This is a genomic window from Psychrobacter submarinus (assembly GCF_904846685.1).
GTDB lineage: Bacteria > Pseudomonadota > Gammaproteobacteria > Pseudomonadales > Moraxellaceae > Psychrobacter > Psychrobacter submarinus.
In genome coordinates this window covers 579424-603216 of record NZ_CAJHBQ010000001.1, presented here as the reverse complement: position 1 = coordinate 603216, position 23793 = coordinate 579424, and the positions used below count along the sequence as shown (strand labels likewise).

At 45.3% G+C, this 23793-nt stretch carries 19 protein-coding genes; 4 read left to right on the top strand and 15 right to left on the bottom strand.

The annotated features are described in order from the left end of the window. The first annotated feature begins 33 nt into the window (after positions 1-33). Complete coding sequence (locus JMY03_RS02715; protein ID WP_201600821.1) at positions 34-1257, top strand: acyl-CoA dehydrogenase; 1224 nt, start codon at positions 34-36, stop codon at positions 1255-1257. Between the two features lie 421 nt (positions 1258-1678). Next, positions 1679-3142: an NAD-dependent succinate-semialdehyde dehydrogenase gene (locus JMY03_RS02710; RefSeq protein WP_201600819.1), complete on the top strand. Its 1464-nt coding sequence runs from the start codon at positions 1679-1681 to the stop codon at positions 3140-3142. A gap of 192 nt (positions 3143-3334) precedes the next feature. On the opposite strand, the gene JMY03_RS02705 is transcribed toward JMY03_RS02710, so the two are convergent. From JMY03_RS02705 to JMY03_RS02640, 14 genes are all read right to left on the bottom strand, one after another. Beyond that, positions 3335-4624 carry a glycosyltransferase gene (locus JMY03_RS02705; RefSeq protein WP_201600817.1) on the bottom strand — a complete coding sequence of 430 codons (1290 nt, stop codon included), beginning with the start codon at positions 4622-4624 and terminating at the stop codon, positions 3335-3337. Positions 4625-4784: 160 nt separating this feature from the next. After that, a complete protein-coding gene (locus JMY03_RS02700; RefSeq protein ID WP_201600815.1) occupies positions 4785-5657 on the bottom strand; it encodes a TIGR03915 family putative DNA repair protein in 873 nt (290 codons plus the stop codon). Between the two features lie 187 nt (positions 5658-5844). Next, positions 5845-7113, bottom strand: coding sequence for a putative DNA modification/repair radical SAM protein (locus JMY03_RS02695; RefSeq protein WP_201600812.1), 1269 nt, complete (start codon positions 7111-7113; stop codon positions 5845-5847). Between the two features lie 184 nt (positions 7114-7297). Next, positions 7298-8155, bottom strand: a complete 858-nt coding sequence (locus JMY03_RS02690) for a hypothetical protein (protein WP_227675464.1) — start codon at positions 8153-8155, stop codon at positions 7298-7300. 236 nt (positions 8156-8391) lie between these two features. Then, positions 8392-8868, bottom strand: coding sequence for a transcription elongation factor GreA (gene greA / locus JMY03_RS02685; RefSeq protein WP_025645760.1), 477 nt, complete (start codon positions 8866-8868; stop codon positions 8392-8394). A 344-nt stretch (positions 8869-9212) separates the two neighbouring features. Continuing rightward, entirely contained in the window at positions 9213-12467 is a 3255-nt protein-coding gene (gene carB, locus JMY03_RS02680) for a carbamoyl-phosphate synthase large subunit (RefSeq protein WP_201600808.1), read from the bottom strand. Beyond that, the gene (locus JMY03_RS02675; RefSeq protein WP_201600806.1) at positions 12468-12893 is read right to left on the bottom strand and encodes a PIN domain-containing protein; all 426 of its coding nucleotides are present in this window, start codon (positions 12891-12893) and stop codon (positions 12468-12470) included. It abuts the gene before it with no gap. Further along, positions 12886-14022, bottom strand: coding sequence for an AAA family ATPase (locus tag JMY03_RS02670; protein ID WP_201600804.1), 1137 nt, complete (start codon positions 14020-14022; stop codon positions 12886-12888). The genes JMY03_RS02675 and JMY03_RS02670 overlap by 8 nt, the downstream gene beginning before the upstream one ends. After that, complete coding sequence (gene carA, locus JMY03_RS02665) at positions 14022-15269, bottom strand: glutamine-hydrolyzing carbamoyl-phosphate synthase small subunit (protein ID WP_201600802.1); 1248 nt, start codon at positions 15267-15269, stop codon at positions 14022-14024. The genes JMY03_RS02670 and carA overlap by 1 nt, the downstream gene beginning before the upstream one ends. A 271-nt stretch (positions 15270-15540) precedes the next feature. Beyond that, on the bottom strand, positions 15541-16092 hold the full coding sequence (locus JMY03_RS02660; RefSeq protein WP_201600800.1) for a phosphatase PAP2 family protein: 552 nt from the start codon (positions 16090-16092) through the stop codon (positions 15541-15543). A gap of 427 nt (positions 16093-16519) precedes the next feature. Beyond that, on the bottom strand, positions 16520-17023 hold the full coding sequence (locus JMY03_RS02655; protein WP_201602095.1) for a flavin reductase: 504 nt from the start codon (positions 17021-17023) through the stop codon (positions 16520-16522). Positions 17024-17126: 103 nt separating this feature from the next. Beyond that, on the bottom strand, positions 17127-18155 hold the full coding sequence (locus JMY03_RS02650; protein WP_201600798.1) for a methionine synthase: 1029 nt from the start codon (positions 18153-18155) through the stop codon (positions 17127-17129). A 45-nt stretch (positions 18156-18200) separates the two neighbouring features. Beyond that, positions 18201-19205: a DUF1852 domain-containing protein gene (locus JMY03_RS02645; RefSeq protein ID WP_201600795.1), complete on the bottom strand. Its 1005-nt coding sequence runs from the start codon at positions 19203-19205 to the stop codon at positions 18201-18203. Positions 19206-19513: 308 nt separating this feature from the next. After that, positions 19514-20125, bottom strand: a complete 612-nt coding sequence (locus JMY03_RS02640) for a nitroreductase family protein (protein ID WP_201600792.1) — start codon at positions 20123-20125, stop codon at positions 19514-19516. Between the two features lie 445 nt (positions 20126-20570). On the opposite strand from JMY03_RS02640, the gene ybaK reads away from it, so the two are divergent. Then, positions 20571-21065 (top strand): Cys-tRNA(Pro) deacylase, encoded by a 495-nt coding sequence (gene ybaK / locus JMY03_RS02635; protein WP_201600789.1) that lies wholly within the window; start codon positions 20571-20573, stop codon positions 21063-21065. A gap of 71 nt (positions 21066-21136) precedes the next feature. Beyond that, positions 21137-21508, top strand: coding sequence for a 5-carboxymethyl-2-hydroxymuconate Delta-isomerase (locus tag JMY03_RS02630; RefSeq protein WP_201600786.1), 372 nt, complete (start codon positions 21137-21139; stop codon positions 21506-21508). 119 nt (positions 21509-21627) lie between these two features. On the opposite strand, the gene JMY03_RS02625 is transcribed toward JMY03_RS02630, so the two are convergent. Next, the gene (locus tag JMY03_RS02625) at positions 21628-23448 is read right to left on the bottom strand and encodes an acyl-CoA dehydrogenase C-terminal domain-containing protein (RefSeq protein WP_201600783.1); all 1821 of its coding nucleotides are present in this window, start codon (positions 23446-23448) and stop codon (positions 21628-21630) included. Positions 23449-23793 lie beyond the last annotated feature (345 nt).

Below are 23793 nucleotides of genomic sequence, written 5' to 3'. Positions count from 1 at the left end.
CACAAATTATGCTATAAAGCCAAGGAAAGCAATATGCAAGCACCTACCAATGTTACGCACAGTATTACGCACAATGTTAAGCAGTCCAGCCCAAGCTTTGATTGGGAAGATCCTTTTTTATTGCGCGACCAGCTCACTGACGAAGAACGTATGGTGACAGACAGTGCGCGTCAGTTTTTTCAAAAAGAGCTGATGCCAAATATCATCGACGCCAACCGCAATGAGCATTTTGACCGCAATATCATGCGCCAGATGGGCGAGATGGGGCTGCTGGGTGTCACCATCGAAGGCTATGGCTGTGCAGGTCTGTCGAGCGTCGCTTATGGTTTGATTGCCAAGGAAGTAGAGGCAGTGGACTCAGGTTACCGATCGGCGATGAGCGTACAGTCAAGCCTTGTCATGCATCCTATCCATGCGTATGGCACAGAGGAGCAAAGAGAAAAGTATCTGCCTAAGCTTGCTTCTGGCGAATATGTAGGCTGTTTTGGTTTGACCGAGCCAGACTCTGGATCTGACCCTGCTTCGATGGCCACACGTGCGCGCAGTGTCGATGGCGGTTATGAGCTGACGGGCAATAAAATGTGGATAACCAACAGCCCGATCGCTGATGTATTTGTCATTTGGGCCAAAGATGATGAAGATAAAATTCGCGGATTCATCCTAGACAAAGGCATGAAAGGTCTATCCGCGCCGAAGATTGAAGGCAAGTTTTCACTACGCGCTTCTATCACCGGTGAGATTGTCATGGATAAGGTATTCGTACCCGAAGCGAATGCTTTTCCTGATATTCGCGGTTTAAAAGGCCCTTTTGGTTGCTTAAATAAAGCGCGTTATGGTATCGCTTGGGGTTCTATGGGCGCGGCAGAATTTTGCTGGAAAGCGGCCCGTCAATACACTCTAGATCGTAAACAGTTTGGTCGTCCGCTAGCCGCCACGCAGCTGGTTCAGCTCAAGCTAGCGAATATGCAGACCGAGATTACTCTTGGGCTGCAAGCCGTTCTTCGCGTTGGTCGCTTATTAGATGAGCACAATGCAGCTCCTGAGATGATATCGCTCATTAAGCGTAACAACTGCGGCAAAGCGCTCGATATCGCCCGCAGCGCTCGTGATATGCACGGCGGTAATGGTATCTCGGACGAGTATCACATCATTCGTCATGTCATGAACCTAGAAGCAGTCAATACTTATGAAGGTACCCACGATATACATGCGCTAATTTTAGGCCGCGCGCAAACGGGTATTCAGGCTTTCTTTTAAATTATCTTAATCGATTTACACTAACGCACGCTAGGGTTTGGCTATTAAATGCTTAACTTCAGCGTGCGTTTTTTTGAATTTAAAAGTGCATTAAGAAGCAACAATGAATATTAAGAATGTTATAAGAATGAGAATGCTATGAGAAATAGGGAGGTCATAAAAGGTAGCCTAGTATGAGTTTTATAGCTGATACTAGTATTAGTAATAGAAGTGTTAGTGGCCGTTGTAAATATTCTCCTCATCTTTTTATAATGAGGGAGTCTATTTACAACTGCAAAGGTATACGCTATCACAGTGATGCAAATACAAGCGACTACACCGACATATCAAGGCAGTATATAAAATGTGCTTCTATAAATAAAAACACATCGGCGTGCGGCTATTGATACATCCTATATAATTAAGAAAAAGGAAAATAATAATGTCTGATACTTTAACCCTTTCTAATCCAAAGCTGCTCAAACAGCAATGCTTAATCAAAGATAGCTGGCAAGACTCAAGTGATGGTGCGACCATCGAGGTCACTAACCCTTTTAGCGGGCAAACCATAGGCACTATCCCTAGTCTCACAGAGCAAGACGTCATCGACACCGTAGCTTATGCTGACAAGGTACAAGCGTCGTGGGCCGCCAAAACAGCCCAAGAGCGCGGTGAGCTGTTACAGAAGTGGGCGGATCTGATTGATGACAACCAAGAAGATCTCGCTGTGCTTATGACTGCTGAACAAGGTAAACCTTTGACAGAGTCGCGCGGCGAGATGGCTTATGCCAATAGCTTTATCCGCTGGTTTGCTGAGGAAGGCAAGCGCGTGTATGGTGACGTTATACCGGCGACCAAAACCTCATTGCGTCATGTGATTATCAAGCAGCCGGTAGGCGTATGCGCCATTATTACCCCTTGGAACTTTCCGGCGGCGATGATCACGCGCAAAGTTGGACCGGCTCTCGCTGCAGGCTGTACAGTGGTTATCAAGCCCGCTACGCAAACTCCTTTTTCCGCATTAGCGCTTGGGGTATTAGCTGAGCAGGCCGGTATTCCAGCTGGTGTGATTCAGATAGTCACGGGTAAATCCTCCATGATAGGCGAGGTTTTGACCAGCGACAATCGTGTGAAAAAGCTCTCATTTACAGGTTCTACTGAAGTTGGGCGTACGCTTATGGCACAGTGCGCGCCGACGATCAAAAAACTCTCTTTGGAGCTTGGCGGTAACGCACCATTTATTGTCTTTGATGATGGCGACTTAGAAGCCGCTGCTGATGGCCTAATCGCCTCGAAATTCCGTAACGCCGGTCAAACTTGTGTCTGTGCCAACCGAATCTATGTACAGGCGAGCGTAAGAGATAAATTTTTAGATATCTTCACCAAAAAAGTCGCCGCGCTCAAAGTCGGTAATGGCATGGATGAAGACGTCGATATTGGTCCGCTTATCAATGAGGACGGCTTAGAAAAAGTACAAACCCTGCTGCAAGATGCGCTCGATAAAGGCGCTAAAGTGGTGACGGGCGGCGATAAAAATGATGCTTCAAAGCTAAGCTTTAACCCAACAGTAGTGACGAATGTCACCTCCGAGATGGATATTGCTCAAGAGGAGATATTTGGACCTATTGCCACGATATTTACTTTTGAAGAGGAAGCCGAAGCCATTCAAAAAGCCAATGATACCATCTTTGGTTTAGCGGCTTACTTTTATAGTCGCGATTACGCGCGTTCATGGCGCGTTACCGAAGCATTAGAATACGGCATCGTCGGTCATAATACTGGCCTGATATCTACTGAAGTTGCACCCTTTGGCGGTATCAAGCAATCTGGCTTTGGCCGAGAAGGTTCAAAATACGGTATTGAAGAATATGTCTCGATTAAATACTGGTGCAGCGCTGTAAGCTAACACTGCTCAAGCTCGTAAAGTGCTTGGGAGTCGCTATGTATTTATAATATGATGAGCGTATCAGTATAAATACCGGTACGTTGGAAAAAAGAGCTTAACTTTTTAAGGTTAGGCTCTTTTAATAATAAAACATGAAAGCTCTGGTGACTTAGATGTGTTTTAGATATGTTTTAGATGTGTTTTAGATTTGACTCAGCTTTTCTTGGTTAATGATATGGAGTCTTTGGCAGGGCGTTTTTTCACTGGCTGCTGTTCAGTCAGATGATCAGAGGGTTTGTTCAAAGATTGCGCTGCAGATTTAAGCGTTTTGGTTAGTTTTTTATCGGATTGCTTATTTAATTTTGTCTGCTCCTCAGCCAGTGATGCGTCATACAGTGATTGATAAACCTCAAGAGTCGCCTCAATCATTTTACGCATAGTGAATTTATTGGTCATCTCAGGGCGCGTGACACTCTCAAGCTGACTTCTGACTACTTTGCAGAGCGCTTTAGCATTATATTTTTTGACGAGGCCTTGCGGATAGAGGGGCTGCAGAATTTCACTAAAGGCAGCTTGATCCCAACCGATGACCGGTGTACCTAAATGGATCGCTTGTAGGGCATTGATACCGATAGATTCGGGCTGATTGGCGAGCGCCATGACGATATTCGCCGCTGACAGCCACTCACGCATATCGTTACGCTTACTGCCGACATAAGTAATACGCTCGCTTAAGCCTAACGTGTTACTGCGCTGACGAAAGTCTTCATGCGCCACATCGCCTTCACGGTAATCTTCGTCCATGATGATGACATGAATGTTAGGAAATTGCTCTTGTAGATTACCTAAGATATCGATAAGCCACTCTTGCCCATATTCGTTACCGATAACCGTCGGAAACACTAGCCATTTTTTGTGCTCAAGCTCAGGGTATTCAGCGAAGGTACGGCGTAGCCAGTAGACAGAAGGGTTGTGCCGATAGGGATAACGGCGCGTATCGACCCCGCGATAAATACGCTTAATGTGTCTAGGTCCAAGCCCCTCGCGGCGGATGCCTTTGATCAAATAGTTAGTGACACTGTCAGAAACGGTGATGATAGTATCCACATCCAACAAGGCCTGCGAGTACTTATTAATAGGATAAAACCCGTACATCGTAGACACAAGCTTCGGGCGGCGCTCCACTTTGACGCGTTTAAGCGCCAAATGTAGTATCCAAGCCGGCGTTCTAGAGTGGACATGAATGATATCTGGATTATACTTTTCGATCAGATGACGCAGCGGTACTACTTGCAGTAAAGACCGCCAAGATTTTTTATTCATATGCAGCTGATGGTATAAGTTACCATCACGCTCTAGACGCTTGACCAGTTCGTTATCTTCATTCGCGCTAGAAACGATAATAGAGGTGTGGCCGTTTTTGACCAAAGCGCGCCCAAGATGAAAGATTCCGCGTTCGGACTCATCGTGTTTTAAGGAAGATAGTAAGCGCATAACGATCATAATAGCGGCAAGCACTCTTTAAGTTAAGATTTAAAATATCAAAAAGGTAAGCTGCTATTGTCAGTTAAAAAAGAGTAAAACTCAACCTTACAGCGAGAGTACGGATGATAAAAGCGCTTAAGGTTTGTAAGTAGGTGCAAAGGTGGTCTGACGATTTTTGCTATCTTTTTTTCTCAAGGTAATCAGCGTTGGGCAGTATTTGTTTTTCGCTTAAATATTTCCAGTAGCGCTGCGGCATGTGCTGTCTATGGAGACGGGTGTTTTTACGCTCTTTGATATTGACGTTGGTAAAGTAGCCTTGCCAAAAGCGCTGATAACGCTGCTCATCCACGCTATGGATGCTAGCAGGATTACGTAGCACTGCCTCATCAAGATTAGTGATGGTTTGTAGCTCAGCAGGATGTGAGAGCGTACTCTGACTTTTGTCATAATAAATGCCATAACCGCGCGCTAAGTCGTATATCGCCCAGTGCTGATCTTGATAGCGCTGACGAAAATGCTCGCCAATAATAGGCAATACATTAAAATCAGGCTCAACACGTGCAAAATAAATATCATCGGTGGTGTGCTCAAAGCGTACAAAAGCTTCCATACGGTGCTTTTCTCGGTGTACAGACTTCACCGTTTGCGCAAGCTCCAACACCTCTAAACGTCCCAAATCCTCTAACACTTGGCGTGTAGGATGATCAATAGCATATTTGACGATATGAAATAGGGTAGTACCGATGTTAGGTTTTTCTGATAAAAACCCCCAAAGGATCTGGCGCATCCCTGAGCGCCCAAGCAGCTTATTAAGCTTAACAAGCACGCGCTGAGCTTGCTCATCGTCAGTTGTGACGTGAGCGGCACTGCTTATTAGTGAGGGTACATACTGATCCTCAGCGATCAATTGCAAGGATTGATCATATTGCAGCTTACGCTCATACACCTGATAGACAGCGCTAAGCCAACCCTCAAAGCTTGGCTCGTAAAGTAAGATGTTCGGCGTTAAATGACCGACAGAGTAAGTCTGATTGATGCTAAGTACTGACATTATTCCCTCACAGTGATTTAGATTGAGGTAGCTAGCTATGACCGTAGGCTGGCGCTTTTGATTTTTAAACCTAGTACAAAATAGACTACTTATTTCATAAACTATTTTTATTATCTGCGATAATAATCCTACCTAACTTTTGCTGGGCTAAAGCCACAGCCTACGCATACTAAATTAAACCAACCTTTTAAAATAACGCCATCTGACCACTGCGCTGATCTTTGTACTTGGTTTGCGTTTGCGCGAGCACATATTGGCGAAAGTTATTGCGAGTCAAATGCGAGAGATGCTCATTCTTACCTGTAGTCGCGATAAAATACTTGGCGCGATTGACCGCAGCGCCCATCTTTTTGAGATGCTCTAGAGTCAGCTGATTGAACTTGCGCGCTTTGATAATCTTTCGTGCGGTTCTAGTGCCGATACCGGGGATACGCACGATCATCTCGTAGCTTGCTGTCTGAATGTTGACGGGGAAATGCTCACGATGACGAATCGCCCAAGCGAGCTTTGGATCACAGTCCAAATCCAAAAACGGCGAGTCAGGCTCAACGATCTCATGCGCGCCAAAACCATAAAAACGCATTAACCAGTCCGCTTGATAGAGGCGGTTCTCACGCACCATAGGTACAGGCGTACCGATAGCAGGCAGTCGATTATCAGACAGCATCGGCACATAACCTGAGTAGTAGACGCGCTTGAGGTCATACTGTTTATAGAAGTGGCTCGATAACTGAATCACTTGCAAATCGGTCTCGTTACTAGCGCCGACGATCATCTGACTAGTCTGGCCCGCTGGGGTGAACTTGGGCGCTTTTTTATGGGTTTTACGGCTCTCACGGATAGTGATAATCTCTTCTTTAACCGTTGCCATCGGCGCTTTTAGCTCATCATGTGACTTCTCAGGCGCAAGCAGTGCAAGCCCTGACTTAGTCGGAATTTCGATGTTGACGCTCAGACGGTCTGCATAGAGTCCTGCCTCTAACAATAGCTCTTTTGAAGCGCCAGGAATAGTTTTTAGATGAATATAACCATTGAAACGCTCGCGAGTGCGCAGTATCTTTGCCACTTCCACCAGTCGCTCCATCGTGTAGTCGCCACTTTTAAAGATACCTGAGCTTAGAAATAGCCCTTCGATATAGTTGCGGCGATAAAACTGCATGGTCAAATCAACCACTTCTTCAACCGTAAAAGCGGCGCGCGGCGTGTCATTGCTTTTACGCGAGGTGCAGTACGCGCAATCATAGATACAGTGGTTGGTCAGTAGGATTTTGAGCAAGCTGACGCAGCGGCCGTCTTCTGTGTAGCTGTGACAAATACCTGTCGCTGAGGCATCACCGAGGCCGCCGCCTTGGTTTTTACGGGTGCCAGCGGAGGAGGAGCAAGAGACATCATATTTAGCCGCATCCGCTAAGATATTGAGCTTTCCTTGCAGCCTGTCATAATTGATGGTTGCCATAACTTATAGTACCCATTCATTAGTAGAGTGCTATTTTATCAAATTTGGCGTTAAGTCATTGTATTTAATAGCAAATTATCAATAGTATGCGACAACTGTTGTCGCCTATGACATAGAATAAGCCTTAATGAATCAAGGATTATCGTCTTTAGATAAAGAGGTTAAATATTGATTAAGTATAAAACTATTGCACCTTAGCGCGTATCACGACTGTTTGTGGCGTATTAGCAGGCAGGTTTGCCAAGTTCCACTTGAGAGCTGAATAATTCTCTTGCACCGTCACAGTATTACCGACTTGTTGAATCGTTTGATAGCTATCGCCGCCAGTAGTCGCTAAGGTCGGTAGTGGACTGTTTAACGACACCACTCTTACGCCACTTGGCAAAGCAACCATAGCATTCACATCATTGATAGGCTGATTGCTATTATTCACATAAGTGGTCTGATATTCGATGATATCACCAGGCTTAATGCTATTAGCAGGGACCGCGACATCACGGCCACTACTGTCTTTTAGGATTTTCATCACTTTAGTATGAGCATTGACGACACCAGGAGTGCTAAAAGTGGGGTTCAGTTGTAGGGTATCTAAAGTGGTCACCGTCTGACTGGTAACGACTGGGTTTGTCACGATTTGATTATTAACGACAGCAGCTGTTGTCACAGGCGTCATCACTTGGGTAGCAGTATGGATGGGAGTAGTCACTGTCGTCATTGGCGTATTACCGATTTGCTGAGTGACTTGACTGGTTATTGGACCTCTAGCAACGACAGTCGATGATCCTTGACTAACTGTATAACGCGGCACAGTAGTCACTTGCGTCACTGAGTAGGGCATGCCATTTCGCATAGAGATGCCGTTGGGGGTGGCGGTAATAGTCGCCGTATTGCCATCAGAATACTGCTCAACGACAGTAGTACTGCCAGTCGCAGGTTGATTGATAATAATCTCAGAAGCGGCATTGGCGCTAAAAGAGAACAGCACGAAGCTGGTCATTGTAGCTGCAAAAACCGTTTTATTCATAATAGTGTTCGTAGTCATCATAAATTCCTTATAATAAAGTAGACAGTCCGTGATTGGCTCAAAAGTTAACTGATTATCTGCTAAACATAAGGAAGTTAAATAGTAGCATTGTGTAATTTGCCAAAAGTACATCAATGAATATTTACTGAGCTAAGGTAGGCATAAGGCAGGCAATAATACGCATAAAAATACCTCAATGGATTAAGGAAACTTAATCCATTGAGGTATTGATAGAAAGCTAGGGCTGAGCTTGATTAGTTATAAATAACCTTCATCACCTCATACTCAACCATACCTTTTGGCGTCTCGATACGGGCTTCATCGCCTTCAAACTTACCAATCAAGCCGCGCGCGATAGGCGAGTTGACGGAGATTTTACCCGCTTTAAAGTCCGCTTCATCATCACCGACGATTTGATACTGCTTTTCTTCTTCAGTATCGACGTTTTCGATAACGACGGTGACACCAAACACCACTCGGCCTTCTTTGTTCAGGGTAGCAGGATCGATGACTTGCGCGGCGCTAAGCTTCGCTTCGATGTCACGGATACGCGCTTCACAGAAGCCTTGTTGCTCACGAGCGGCATGGTATTCAGCGTTTTCTTTTAGGTCACCATGCTCGCGGGCTTCAGCGATGTCGGCGGTAATACGCGGACGATCGATGGTTTTTAATTGTTTAAGCTCGGCCTCTAAAGCGGCGTGACCTTGGGGAGTCATAGGATAACGTTGCATGTTTTTTCCTTAAACCAATAACAGCACACCATCTCCTAGTGAATAGTGAGATGGTGCTATGTTGTTGCAATGAGTGTGAGAGAGTATATAAAGATTATGGGGATAAATCTATGTAATTAAAGCCAGCTAACAAAAGCTAAGTAATAAAAGTTTAACAGACGCTGATTGACTTGTCGAAGCACAATAAAAAGCATAGTAGCAGTGATGCTACTATGCTTTTTTAAGCCGATGCTTTTTAAACCGGATAGGCTTTATAAACTTTTAAAACATGCTTTACGATAGGTCTAATCTACTGAATTTAAGCTGCCAAGTCAATAGAATATCAATACAGACCGCGAGTGCTACTAAGCGACAGGCTTAGCTCTTGCATGTAAGTCTTGCAATTTATAAACATCAAAAGGCAAGTCGATTGCGTAAGACTTACAAACGGCTTCGGCGGCGCCTAAGGTTGTGACATAAAAGACTTTGCCTAGTAGCGCGTTACGGCGGATAGAGAACGAATCCTCTTGTGCTTGTTTGCCTTCGGTGGTATTGATAATCAAGTCAATTTTGCCGTTTTTGACCGCATCAACGATATGCGGGCGACCTTCGGTGACTTTATTGATTTGCTTACAGTCGATACCGTTATCAGCCAATACCGCTTGCGTGCCAGTGGTCGCGACTATCTCAAAGCCGTAGTCTTGTAGCTGGCGTGCGACTGCAACGATTTGTTCTTTGTCGCTATCACGCACTGAGATAAAGACAGTTTTGGTTTCACCTTCAGTCGGTAGACCTGGCAAGCGCTCATTACTACCGATAACCGCTTTGTAAAAAGCTTCACCAAAGGTTTTGCCAACGCCCATGACTTCACCAGTCGACTTCATCTCAGGGCTAAGGATGGGGTCGACGCCTGGGAACTTAGCAAACGGGAATACCGACTCTTTTACCGCATAAAAATCAGGTTTGATCTCGTGTGTGAAACCTTGGTCTTTGAGTGACGTACCTGCCATGCAGCGTGCGGCCACTTGCGCAAGCGATGTACCAATACATTTTGAGACAAAAGGTACGGTACGCGCGGCGCGGGGATTGACCTCAAGGATATAAACGGTCTCGCCTTTGACCGCAAACTGTACGTTCATCAGACCCACAACGCCAAGCTCTTTTGCCATCGCTATGGTTTGCTCGCGCATCACATCACACAGCTCATCTGACAGTGAGTAAGGCGGCAGTGAACAAGCCGAGTCGCCAGAGTGCACGCCCGCCTGTTCGATATGCTGCATGATACCGCCGATCACTACATCTGTGCCATCACAAACGCAGTCAACATCGACTTCTACCGCATCATCTAAGAAGCGATCGAGAAGGACGGGGGCTTCATTAGACGCTTGTACGGCGGTGCGTAGGTAATGCTTGAGCTCCTCTTCGTTATAGACGATCTCCATTGCGCGGCCGCCGAGTACATAAGACGGGCGTACCACAAGCGGATAGCCGACGTCTTTGGCTTTTATCAAGCCATCCTCAAGACTAGTGGCTAGTGCGTTCGACGGTTGGGTGAGGTTCAATTGCTGAATCATGTGCTGGAAGCGCTCACGGTCTTCAGCGCGGTCGATAGCGTCAGGGCTAGTCCCAATGATCTTCACGCCAGCTTCCTCTAAAGCGCGGGCCAGTTTCAATGGCGTTTGGCCACCGAACTGTACGATAACGCCGTCAGGCTGCTCGATACGGACGATCTCTAGCACATCTTCTAGAGTGATGGACTCAAAGTAGAGACGGTCGGAGGTATCATAGTCGGTAGAGACCGTTTCAGGGTTACAGTTGACCATGATAGTCTCATAGCCATCTTCGCGCATGGCAAGAGCCGCATGGACGCAGCAATAATCAAACTCAATACCTTGACCGATACGGTTCGGGCCACCGCCGATGACCATGATTTTTTTGTTGTCAGTGGGCTCAGCCTCACATTCGCTGTCATAGCTTGAGTACATATAAGCGGTACTCGTAGCAAACTCTGCCGCTGCGGTATCGACACGCTTATAGACGGGATGGATATTTAAGTCCCAACGCTTAGCGCGTAGCTGCTTTTGTGAGATGCCAAGCAGTTTAGCCAAACGTAGATCTGACAAGCCTTTGCGTTTAAACTGGCGCAGATTGTTCTCATTTAAGTCGCCAAAGCCAAGCGCTTTTACGTTTTCTTCAGTTTTGATAACATCTTCGATTTGTACCAAGAACCAAGGATCGATGTTAGTGAATTTGAACACCTCTTCCACGCTCATACCGATACGAAAGGCATCGCCGATATAAAAGATGCGATCGGGAGTTGGTACAGTCAAACGATTAATAATCTCGCTACGCGCTTTTTCTGGTTTCACTGCCGCTAAGTCGATTTGCTCATCGAAGCCGTCTGCGCCAGTCTCGAGGCCGCGTAGGGCTTTTTGCATAGACTCTTGGAAGTTACGGCCGATAGCCATCACTTCACCGACCGATTTCATCTGCGTTGATAATATATTGTCGGCTTGTGAGAATTTCTCAAAGTTAAAGCGCGGTATCTTAGTGACGACATAATCAAGCGTCGGCTCGAAGCTGGCAGGCGTAGCACCGCCGGTGATGTCGTTTTGTAGCTCGTCCAAGGTATAACCGACCGCTAGTTTGGCAGCGATTTTGGCAATCGGGAAGCCCGTGGCTTTTGAGGCTAGCGCTGAGGAGCGCGAGACACGCGGGTTCATTTCAATCACAACCATGCGGCCATTTTTTGGATTAATACCGAACTGCACGTTTGAGCCGCCAGTTTCTACCCCAATCTCACGTAGTACCGCTAGTGAGGCATTACGCATGATTTGATATTCTTTATCAGTCAAGGTTTGCGCCGGCGCGACCGTGATAGAGTCGCCGGTATGCACACCCATCGGATCAAAGTTCTCAATGGTACAGATAATGATACAGTTGTCGTTTTTATCACGCACGACTTCGGTTTCGTACTCTTTCCAGCCAATCAGCGATTCATCGATAAGTAGCTGATGAGTAGGGGACAAGTCAAAGCCGCGCTCACATATCTCGATGAACTCTTCGCGGTTATAAGCGATACCGCCGCCGGAGCCGCCCATCGTATAAGAGGGACGAATGATACACGGATAGCCCATTTTTTCTTGAGTGGCAAAAGCCTCTTCCATCGTTTCAGCGACTTCTGCGCGCGGACACTCAAGGCCGATACGCTTCATCGCCTTGTCAAATAAATCGCGGTCTTCTGCCATCTCGATGGCGTCTTTGGTTGCGCCAATCAGCTCACAACCATATTTCTCTAGCACACCGTTACGATCTAGCTCAAGCGCACAGTTCAGTGCTGTCTGTCCACCCATAGTGGGCAAAATAGCATCAGGACGCTCTTTGTCGATAATTTGCTCAACCGTCTGCCATGTAATGGGCTCGATGTAAGTGGCGTCCGCCATGACAGGATCAGTCATGATAGTGGCAGGATTTGAGTTGACTAAGATAACGCGGTAGCCCTCTTCGCGTAGGGCTTTACACGCCTGCGCCCCTGAGTAGTCAAACTCGCATGCTTGACCGATAACGATAGGGCCTGCGCCAATGATAAGAATGCTTTTTATGTCGGTACGTTTTGGCATTTAGATGTGTCCTTCAATAATAGGTTTGGCAAGGATTGCAATTTTACTCAAATCATTGTCTTGACTCATCCATTCTAAATCACGTATTTCAGCGACTACATAATGAAAAACATCAAAACTACGTTTATCTAATTTCTGTTGTTTTACTAGGGCTAAACGATAGATGTCAGAGGCTCTGTTACCTTCTACATCGGTAATTTCAAACTCTTCAAAATCATTTAAAATCTCCACCATTTGTTCTGTCGGCACACGGCGCACACCACGCAGTACTTCATAACGAATAAGTGGCGTAATAGCGATTTTTACCTTATCGTCTAATAGTAAATCTTCGACAATTTGTTTGGATTCAATATGTTTAGAGTTTGTGGCATCGTGATCAAAAGCACCGATAAGTAAATTAGCATCTAGAAGAACATATTTACTCACTATCGTCACCTGCTGGATTTCTAAGTAGCTTTAATAAGCGATATTTCGCCAAATCTTGGCTACTGTCTTCCATAGATTCTCTTTTAAGCTCATTTAGGTCGATACCGAAAGCGTCGCGTAACACATTGGCTAAAATACGCTTATTTGGAGAGTCGATTACGTGAGAACGAACAACACCGTCTTCTTCTAGCTTTAGCAAATAAGCTTCACCTTCGTCTAATTGCGATAAGACTAAAGGCGAATGCGTTGCAATATAAAAGGTAGTATTTGGAAATAGATCTTTTAGCGTTGGTATGATTCTAGTTTGCCATTCTACATGCAGATGACTTTCAATTTCATCAATAAGTACCACACCTTTGATGTTGAGTAAGTCTTTTTCATTAGTAAAAGCAGAATAAGCGGAGACAATGGCTTGAATGATCTTTACTACTGAAATGAAACCTGAACTTAATTCACTTAACTCACGTTCTTGTCCTTCTATCGTCAGAAATACGCCACCATCAGCATCAACATTCAACTTTTTTTCAAAACGATTATCGAGTTTATGCAAAGCAGTTAATATCGTGTCGATTTCTACTTTACGGTTATCTCCAACTTTTTGATAAGGATTAACAGACTGTGCTCTCAAAACAAACCACTGATTTATGGATTCATACATTCCTAAACTTTTAAATCCGTCAACTGTGAAAAGAGCTTTTTCGAAAGTATCAAACAGGTCTATTTTCCGTTGATGAAAACCACCAAGTACGTTTAAAGGTGATATACGATTATAATCTGTTTCACTTCTTCGATGTGCACCTACATATGCAATGGCAAAGGACTGTCTATATTCACTAAGTCTCAAAGTTTCTATATCAATATATTCGGTGTCAAAAAAGAGTTGTAACTTTAAATTAGAGCTATATAACTCTCTAAAGAAGTTTTCAAATGAACCATATCTAGAAGGCATATCAAACTCTGAATTACTAGCTAGAAATGCGACGAACAAAGCCTCTAACGTTTTCGTCTTACCAACGCCATTACTGCCAAAAAAGACAAAGACTCTTTTGCTGGCATCAAGGGCTAGCTCAACGTCGCCAACGCCTTTTAAGTCTTTAATTGTCCATTTCTGCGTCAGTTCATTTGCCATTAGACAGCCGCCTTAGCCTTTTCCATCATAGCTGCAAACTTATCAAACAGCTCAGCCGCGTCATGAGGGCCGGGGCTGGCTTCTGGGTGACCCTGGAAGCTAAAGACTGGCTTATTGGTCAGCTCGATGCCTTGGTTAGTACCGTCAAATAATGAGCGATGCGTTGATTTGACATTATCCGGCAAAGTATCTTCATCGATTGCGAAACCATGATTCTGACTGGTAATCATCACCGCGCTAGTGCCCAAATCTTGTACTGGATGATTGGCACCATGATGCCCGGTCTTCATCTTAACCGTATTCGCGCCGCTAGCCAGTCCAACCAGCTGATGGCCGAGGCAAATCCCGAAGGTAGGGATATCGGTCTCTTCAATGATATGACGCACGCTGTCAATAGCGTAATCACAAGCCGCCGGATCGCCTGGGCCATTAGATAAGAAGATACCGTCAGGATTCATCGCTAGCACCTCTTCGATCGGCGTTTGCGCGGGTACCACAGTAACCTTGCAGCCGCGATCCACCAGCATACGTAAGATGTTGGTCTTAGTACCAAAGTCATAAGCGACGACATCGTATTTGTGCTCGATGTGCGTGCCAAGTTGCTTGAAGAAGCCGCCCGTACCGCTGTCATGGCTACCGGGTGCATCACGATTGAGTAGCGTATCAGATAACTCCCAAGTACCTGCCGTCCACTCAAAACCTTCTGGATGGGTGGCTTCTTTTGCCAAATCCATGCCTTTGAGACCGGTAAACTCTTGCGCAAGCTTAATGGCTTGTTGTACGTCTGAGTCGCTGATCTCAGTGCCAGTTGAGGCGGTCATGATACAGCCGTTTTGCGCGCCTTGCTCGCGCAGTAAACGCGTCAGCTGACGGGTATCAATCTCAGCAATAGCCACAGTATCGTTACGTTTTAGATAATCGCTTAGTGATTCAGAGCTACGGAAATTTGAAGTGGTTAAAGTGGCATCGCGAATGATAAGACCCTCTGCCCAGACTTTATCATGACTTTGGGTGTTGCCAGATTCGCTGTCCTCAGCGTTGGTACCAGTATTGCCAATATGAGGATAGGTGAGGGTAACTAATTGGCGCGCGTAGCTTGGATCAGTTAGGATTTCTTGGTAGCCTGTCATTGCGGTATTGAAGACCACTTCACCGACCCTATGACCTGTACTACCAATACTGACACCTCGAAAAATCGTCCCATCTGCTAATGCCAAAATTGCTTGTGTTGTTGTCGATGAATTCAAGGATTTGCCTCCGCTATTGATGATGAATGCGCTACTATATTTGTGGTTGTCACTTCAGCGGATAATCGATAATTTATACCAATTCAAAGCGTTATAAAACCACTTATCGCTGAAATTTTCCCACAAAAAAGCGAGAAGACAAATAGATGAAAAGATACTTAATTCACATAGGGGTGAAGAGTAACTTACATCATGTCCACTCGCTTAGGCACAGATTTTGAGCATTGTACTAAACTTTGATAATGAGAGCTAGTCTTATTGTGCAAGTAAATTACTTAAATTGATAATTAACGCTTAAGCCATAATAATCAGGCGATAAATTAGGCGCAACGATTAACTGATCATTATAGGTAGTGGTGAAGTACCAGCTACTCACCATGCCCAAAGCTGCGCCAGCGAGCACATCTACTGCATCGTGCTCATCGGCGTCTAAGCGACTATAAGCGACAAAGCCTGCGCCTAAATAAGCTGGAATGCTATACTCAAGCCCGTAGCGCCGATGAATAAAGCTTGCCCCCTGAAAAGCGGCTGAAGCATGACTAGAGGGAAAAGAGTTATCACCCTCACCGTTAGGGCGCTCCTTATCTATCACCGCTTTTAGCGCGTAAGTTGTAGCAACAGTAGTGCCAAACCCTCGATAAAACTGCTGGCGTCCTTCTTTGTCATCCTTATAATAAGTGCTACCATAAGCGATAGCAGGGATCGCAACAGCAACCACGCTGCCTGCCTTTTCGATACTAGAGCTGTCGTCAGCGTAACTAGGGCTTACAGCTAGCGTGCCGCTGACGAGCATTAATAGAGGTAGGGGGTATTTGCTATTCATAGTCATCTTCCTAAAAGGGTTTACTGTGACTCTCAAAGTGGTATGATTTGCATCGTCAGTGAGGGTTGCGTGGCCTTATTTTAAGACAATCAATCCACAAAACCTATAGGGCGTGTTGAACATTCACAAATGCGCACTGCTGATCGCTACTAGTTAATCAAAGCTGTGTCCTAGTCGTCGTTAAAATTGCAGATAATGCTTATTGCATTGGCTAGCTGATTTTATTTAAACAGTCGCAACGACCAGGGCGATTTTAGCATCAGCCCTAACGACAACAACAGGGACAGGACTCTTTTTTGCCGCTTTATTGATAAAAATAGACGCTTAGAACGACTAAACTTACCATTTTTATCTGCAAATCGCCTAAAAAATAGTCTCTGTCAGTGCCATGGTCGAATGTTCAACACGCCCTAATGCCAGTTATGACTTATACAAGCTCAACTTGACCGACGTAATGATAAGCACGGTTAAAATACACTAAACTCTCATCTTGCCCGCTTGGGGATTCTGGAGGTTTGATAGCGACCACTCGGCACATCAGCACACTATGCGTACCCACTTCTTGAATGTGCTCAATCTCACAATCAAAGCTCACTAGCGCATCTTTCAGGATAGGCGCGCCTGTCACAAGCTCAGTCCAAACTCCTTGCTCGAAGCGCTCATCTGAGCTTAGTTTAGAAGCAAAAGCATTGGATAAGTATTTATGCTGGGCACCAAGCACATTGACGCTCAAGACTTTATTATCCACAAAATGCCCATGTGAGCGCGCGGCTTGATTCATACACACCAGCAGTGTCGGCGGTGTATCAGTGACGCTACATACCGCCGAGGCAGTAAACCCATGAGTGCCTGACGGACCATTGGTGGTGATCACATTGACCGCCGTGGGCAATAGCGCCATGGCATCTCTAAAATCAGTGGCTTCAATCATATCTTTTATCATTACTACAATCCTGAGAAACGTTAAATCTATAAGTACCTTGTTAACTGAGGCCACTCATAAGCTTAAACAAGCCAGAACTTGTTAAGTTTTGCTAAACGCTCAGCTCTTGCCGCACGATTGCCGCACCAGCGCTCAGCGCATGTAGTTTGCCGCGTGCCACCTCACGAGGCAACGGCGCCATACCGCAGTTGGTCGAGGGATAAAGCTTGTCCGCATCGACAAATTGTAAGGCCTTGCGTAGCGTATCGGCTACCTCCTCAGGAGTTTCAATATCATTAGTGGCGACATCGATTGCACCAACCATCACTTTTTTACCGCGAATGAGCTCTATCAAATCCATGGGCACATGCGAGTTTTGACATTCTAATGAGACGATATCGATATTGGACTGCTGCAATTTAGGAAACGCTTGCTCATACTGACGCCACTCTGAGCCCAGCGTTTTTTTCCAGTCATTATTGGCTTTGATGCCGTAACCGTAGCAAATATGTACCGCCGTTTCGCATTTTAAGCCTTCGATAGCGCGCTCTAACGTAGCGATACCCCAATCATTGACGTCATCGAAAAAGACGTTAAACGCCGGCTCATCGAATTGGATAATATCCACGCCTGCTGCTTCTAACTCGCGGGCCTCTTGATTGAGAATTTTAGCAAACTCCCATGCCAGTTTTTCACGGCTCTTGTAGTGACCATCATACAGCGTGTCGATCATGGTCATCGGGCCAGGCAACGCCCATTTGATCGGCTGATCGGTTTGCGCACGTAGGAACTTTGCATCGTCCACAAATACTGGTTTTTGACGGCTCACCGCACCCACGACTGATGGCACGCTTGCTTCATAGCGATCACGAATTTTAACGGTTTTACGGTTTTCAAAATCGACGCCGTCTAAGTGTTCGATAAATGTAGTGACAAAATGCTGGCGGGTTTGCTCGCCATCACTGACGATATCTATCCCTGCATGTTGCTGTTCTTGTAAGGTCAGACGTAAGGCGTCTTGTTTTGCCTCTATCAGCTCATCACCTTCTAATGCCCAAGGTGACCAGATTTTCTCAGGTTCGGCCAGCCATGAGGGTTTGGGCAAGCTGCCAGCGGTTGAGGTCGGTAATAATATATGCATGTTATCTCATCTTTTGTATCGTAATATTTAATATCTAAAGCTCTATTAAGCCACTTGTTCATCAGCGCTTTTGTCTACCGCAAAGCCTGCTGCCCACTCATCTAGAATATCTTGATAAGGCGTAATAAATGTCTCTTCGGTGAACTTGCCTTGCTTCACTGCCAGCTGGCTGCGCTCCTCACGGTCATACACCACTTGCGTCTTTGAGTAGTCTTGGTAATTGAGACTGGGCTGATAGACCGCGCCTGCTCTGGAGTTGGCATTATAAATCTCAGGGCGATAAATCTTCTGGAACGTCTCCATCGTCGCAATCGCGCTAATCAGCTCCAGATCGCTGTAGTCGCTGAGCAGGTCACCTGCGAAATAAAATGCGAATGGCGCTACGCTTCCTGTCGGCATAAAGTAACGCACCGTAAGACCCATTTTATGGAAATAATCATCGGTTAACGAATACTCATCCTGCTGGTACTCGACACCCAATACCGGATGTTGATTGTTGGTACGATGATAGGTTTTGCTTGTCGACACACTCAGGCAAATCACAGGCTGCTTATCAAACTGCTCTTGATAAGCGTCTGAACGCAATAAATGCTGAAATAGCTTACCATGCAGCACACCAAAGCTGTCTGCGGGCGGTGTGCCTGGGTTTTGTTCGAAATGCTCTGGTAGCACAATACTAAAGTCATAATCGCGCACGTAGGATGAGAAGCTATTGCCGACTATACCGCTGATACGGGAGTTATCCTTGTGATCGACAATCGTGGTTTGTAGCATCTCGATACTGGGGAAAGTATGACCGTCGCCTGCCACGTCTAAGTCAGCTGAGATGATATCAACCTCTACCGAATAACGATCGGCGTTGGGATTATCCCAACGCGCCAGATCATTAAAGCGATTGTTTATCATTGTCAGTGTCTTACAAAGGTTGTCTTGACGGTTTACGCCGCGCGCTAGATTGGCAAAGTTGGTCGTTAGGCGTGTGCTATCGGCAGGCTCGTAGTTTTCATCAAAACGTATGCGAGATATGGTATAGGTAAATGGCTGAGTCATGATAGTCCCCTTTACTACTCTGATAGCTCTCGTCTCGAGGCCTCAGATAAAAGCTAATTTGTGTATGGGATGAATCATACCTTGAACCTCACATGAATAAAAACGATGTTATTTAAAGATAAGATGAATAAAATTCATGGTTATTTGTAAGCTATATTGATATAAAGCTTTTGGAGAGGGGACTATTATCATAAAATTGTAGCCATTACCGTGCAAACCGTTTCTCATAAATAAAAACCCCGCTACTAAATTCATAGTAGCGGGGTTTTATTTTTAGTACTGGCTATTGTTGTATTTACAACAGTAACTTACGCGCCAAATACTTTCATGCGCTCTTCAACTGGCTTGAACTCTTTGTCGCCTGCAGGCTGCTCAATGCTACCGAACACCATTTGGGCGTTTAGTTCCCAATCGTCAGCGATATTCCATTCTTCAGCGACTCTTTGATCGATAACTGGATTATAGTGCTGTAAGTTGGCTCCAATATCTAGGCTAGCAAGCGCCGTCCAAATCACATACTGATGCATAGCGTTGGTCTGGTGTGCCCAAATTGGGAACTGATCAGCATATAGTGGCGCGGCTTCCTGCATACTTCTGACGACGCCCTTATCTTCGAAGAATAGTACCGTACCCGCACCCGCTCTAAAGCCGGCGATTTTGTCTTTAGTGGCTTGGAACTGCTCATTATCGCCAACGATAGCTTTTAAGGTCTCTTCTGTGATATCCCACAGTTTATTATGGTCTTCGCCAAATAGGACAACTAGACGGGCAGACTGTGAATTAAATGATGAGGGCGTATGCAATAGCGCATGCTCAACTAGCTTGACGACTTCTTCATTAGATACTGGTAGCTGATCGCCTAGCGCGTAAATAGAACGACGCTTTTCGGCTAATTGCTGTAGATCTTGTAAATTTGACATCATTTTCTCCAATAGATTTTGATTAAAAATAAAACATGGAACTTAGGGCGTGTTGAACATTCGACCGTGGCACTGACAGAGACTATTTTTTAGGCGATTTGCAGATAAAAATGGTAAGTTTAGTCGTTCTAAGCGTCTATTTTTATCAATAAAGCGGCAAAAAATAGTCCTGTCCCTGTTGTTGTAGTTAGGGCTGATGCTAAAATCGCCCTAGTCGTTGCGAAAATCTAGCCAATGCAATAAGCATTACCTGCAATTTTCACTTAGACTAGAACTATTTTAGCGATCAGCAGTGCGCATTTGTGAATGTTCAACACGCCCTAATAGTATTAGTCTATTAGTCATCGAAATGCTTATGCCAAGCTATGTTAATCGATACAAAAAGTGGTTAAGATAAATGGCATTCAAACGCTTCATTTTTACTCATTCTTTGGGGTAGCTGCTTATGACTCCCGCTATTAATCTAGCCAAAACACTCAAGCTCACGTATACCATACATGAATATACGCATGAAACCAGCGCAAGCTCCTACGGGCTAGAAGCCGCCGAAAAGCTAGGCGTTGCCGCCGAACGCGTCTTTAAAACCTTAGTTGTAAAGACGGATAATGGCCAATTGGCGGTAGCAGTGCTGCCAGTAAACAACACATTAAATTTTAAAAAAATGGCTAAAGCGCTATGTTTGCATAACACTGTATCTTGCAAAAAAGTACAAATGGCCGAGCCGCAAGAGGTGCAGCGTAGCAGTGGCTATGTGCTCGGCGGGGTCAGTCCGTTAGGACAAAAAAAGCGCCTAGCAACAGTGATTGATAGTAGTGCGCAGCAACACCCAACCATCTATGTGAGCGCTGGACGTCGCGGGCTAGAGATTGAGCTGCCGGCTAGTGAGCTGGCGGTAACCCTAAAGGCGCAGTTTGCTGATATTATCGATAACGACTCCTAACTTTTTTATACCTAGCTTTATTTATGCCTAGCCCTTTTTTATAAATGTAATACTTTAATAAGGAAAATTCTATGCCGCATCTTACTATTCAAGCCACACCTAATGTCACTATCAAGCGCCCTGAGACACTCTTAAAAACACTGAACCAAGCACTGTGGAGTAGCGGACATTTCGGCAAGCCTACCGATATTAAGGCGCGTATGCTACCTATCGATAGTTTTTTAGTTGGGGTCGAAGATGACGAGCAAGAGTATGGCTTTATTTACGCGCATCTTAAACTGATGAGTGGGCGTGATATCATAGCGCGTAATCAGCTCGCTGAGATATTGGTGATTGCTATAAATAGTGAGCTGGCAAGCGATCAGTCAGGCCGCGCGGCGCTGCAGATATGCGTTGAAGTAGAAGAGATTAGCGCGGTGTATCATAAACAAATGCTTGAATAATAAGCAATCGAGTCGCAGGTTTTATACGCTTATTATCGACCATAGAAAAAGCGCCTAATTATTAGGCGCTTTTTTACTTTTGTATTAGTAGCTGTTTTTAGACGGCAACAGGCTTAGTATTAGTCTAAAAATGCAAAGTTTTCGATGTCCATTGAAGTCATGCTCTCACTTGGCGCAACCATACCTTCGGCGTGGCCTGAGGTGCGAGGTAGCAGCTTATCAAAATAGAACTCAGCGGTTTGAATCTTCGCTTGATAGAATTCTGGTGCCTCTACGCCACCGTTTTCTAGCTTGTCATAAGCGACAGCCGCCATACGTGCCCAGTGATAACCCATCATCACATAGCCTGAGTACATTAAGTAGTCTTCTGAAGCCGCTGAGATGATTTCACGATCTTTACGCGCCATCAGCATCAAGCGTACCGTTAAGGTGTTCCACTCAGCACATAGCTTAGTCAAAGCCCATACGAATTTACGCATGTCTTTATTAAGAGCGTGCTCACTACACCACTTCATAATGCTTGAGGTGTAGTCGCGGATGATCTTACCTTTTGATTGCAAGATAACTTTACGGCCAAGTAAGTCTAGGGCTTGAACACCGGTAGTACCTTCGTACATAGTAGCGATACGTGCATCACGAGCGATCAGCTCCATGCCCCACTCTTTGATATAACCGTGGCCACCGTAGACCTGCTGGCCGTGCTTAGCCGCTTCGATACCCAGCTCAGTCAAGAAGCCTTTAAGAATAGGTGTATAAAAGCCTAACTTATCATCCCATTTTTCAAACTCGGCATCATCACCATTAGCCACACCTTGCGACATCTTATCCGCATAGCGACCTGAGTGATAAATCATCGAGCGGCCGCCTTCTGCAAAGGCTTTTTGCGTCAATAGCATACGGCGCACGTCAGCGTGATGGATAATCGCATCTGCTACTTTTTCAGGATCTTTTGTGCCTGATAAGGTACGCATAGAGCGGCGCTCTTTGGCATACGGTAGCGCGTTTTGGAAAGACAATTCAGTATGTGCCAGGCCTTCGATACCTGTACCGATACGCGCCGTGTTCATAAAGGTGAACATGGCTTTTAGGCCTTTGTTCGGCTCACCGATGAGGTAACCTGTCGCGGCGTCAAAGTTTAGGACACAAGTCGCTGATGAGCTGATACCCATTTTGTGCTCGATAGAGCCACAAGTGACGCCGTTACGCTCGCCAGCTTCGCCTTCTGCGTTTGGCAAGAATTTTGGTACGATAAATAGTGAGATACCGCGTGTACCTTCAGGTGCATCCGGCAGGCGGGCAAGAACGATATGGACGATGTTGTCCGTCAAGTCATGCTCACCGCTTGAGATGAAAATCTTAGTACCTGATAGTTTGTACGTACCGTCCTCTTGCGGAATCGCTTTTGACTTAACTTGGCCTAAGTCAGTACCACACTGCGGCTCAGTTAGGCACATAGTACCTGACCAAGTACCTTCGACCAGCTTATGCATGTAAGTTTCTTTTTGCTCATCGGTACCGTACTGCATGATAGTGTTGATACAGCCAGTCGATAGGCCTGGGTACATAGACCACGGCCAGTTAGCCGTACCGATGATCTCAGCTTTGATTAGGTTGATCGACATCGGCAAGTTCATACCGCCGTACTCTTCAGGGTATGAGATACCTTGCCAGCCGCCTTCTACAAACTGGTTGTAAGCTTCTTTGAAGCCTTTAGGCGTAGTGACGACGCCATCTTCAAAATGACAGCCTTCTTCATCAGCAGGCTGATAGATAGGAGATAGAATGTTTTCGGCAAAATCAGCCATTCCTTGCAAGATCATGTCGACCGTTTCAGGGTCCGCGTTTTCGCCATTGTCCAAGGTTTTATAGTGTGACTGATAATCAAAAACATCATTTATTAAAAACTTAATATCACGTAAAGGGGCTTTGTAAGTTAACATAGGGACTCTCTTTGACAAGTTGAGACAACAACCGATGATAGGTCATTAGATCTTCATCGGTGAGCTGACTATAGAAATTATGGTAAGGCTAATATAGGAATAAGATAAGGGTGAGTTATCTTGACTATAAAGGGGCGCTGCTATGACAATTATGATAGACCCAGTATAAAGAGTCTGTCGTCACAAATATACCATTTATAAATAATATTCATAACTAATAAAGTATGATATTACTATTGGTTATGATAAAAGGTAAATGGGACACCGAAAATAACAGCTGCAGTTCAGTCAAATGTAACATAGTTCTTGTCGCATCAGAGTCATGGGATAACTCAAAGCTAGAGG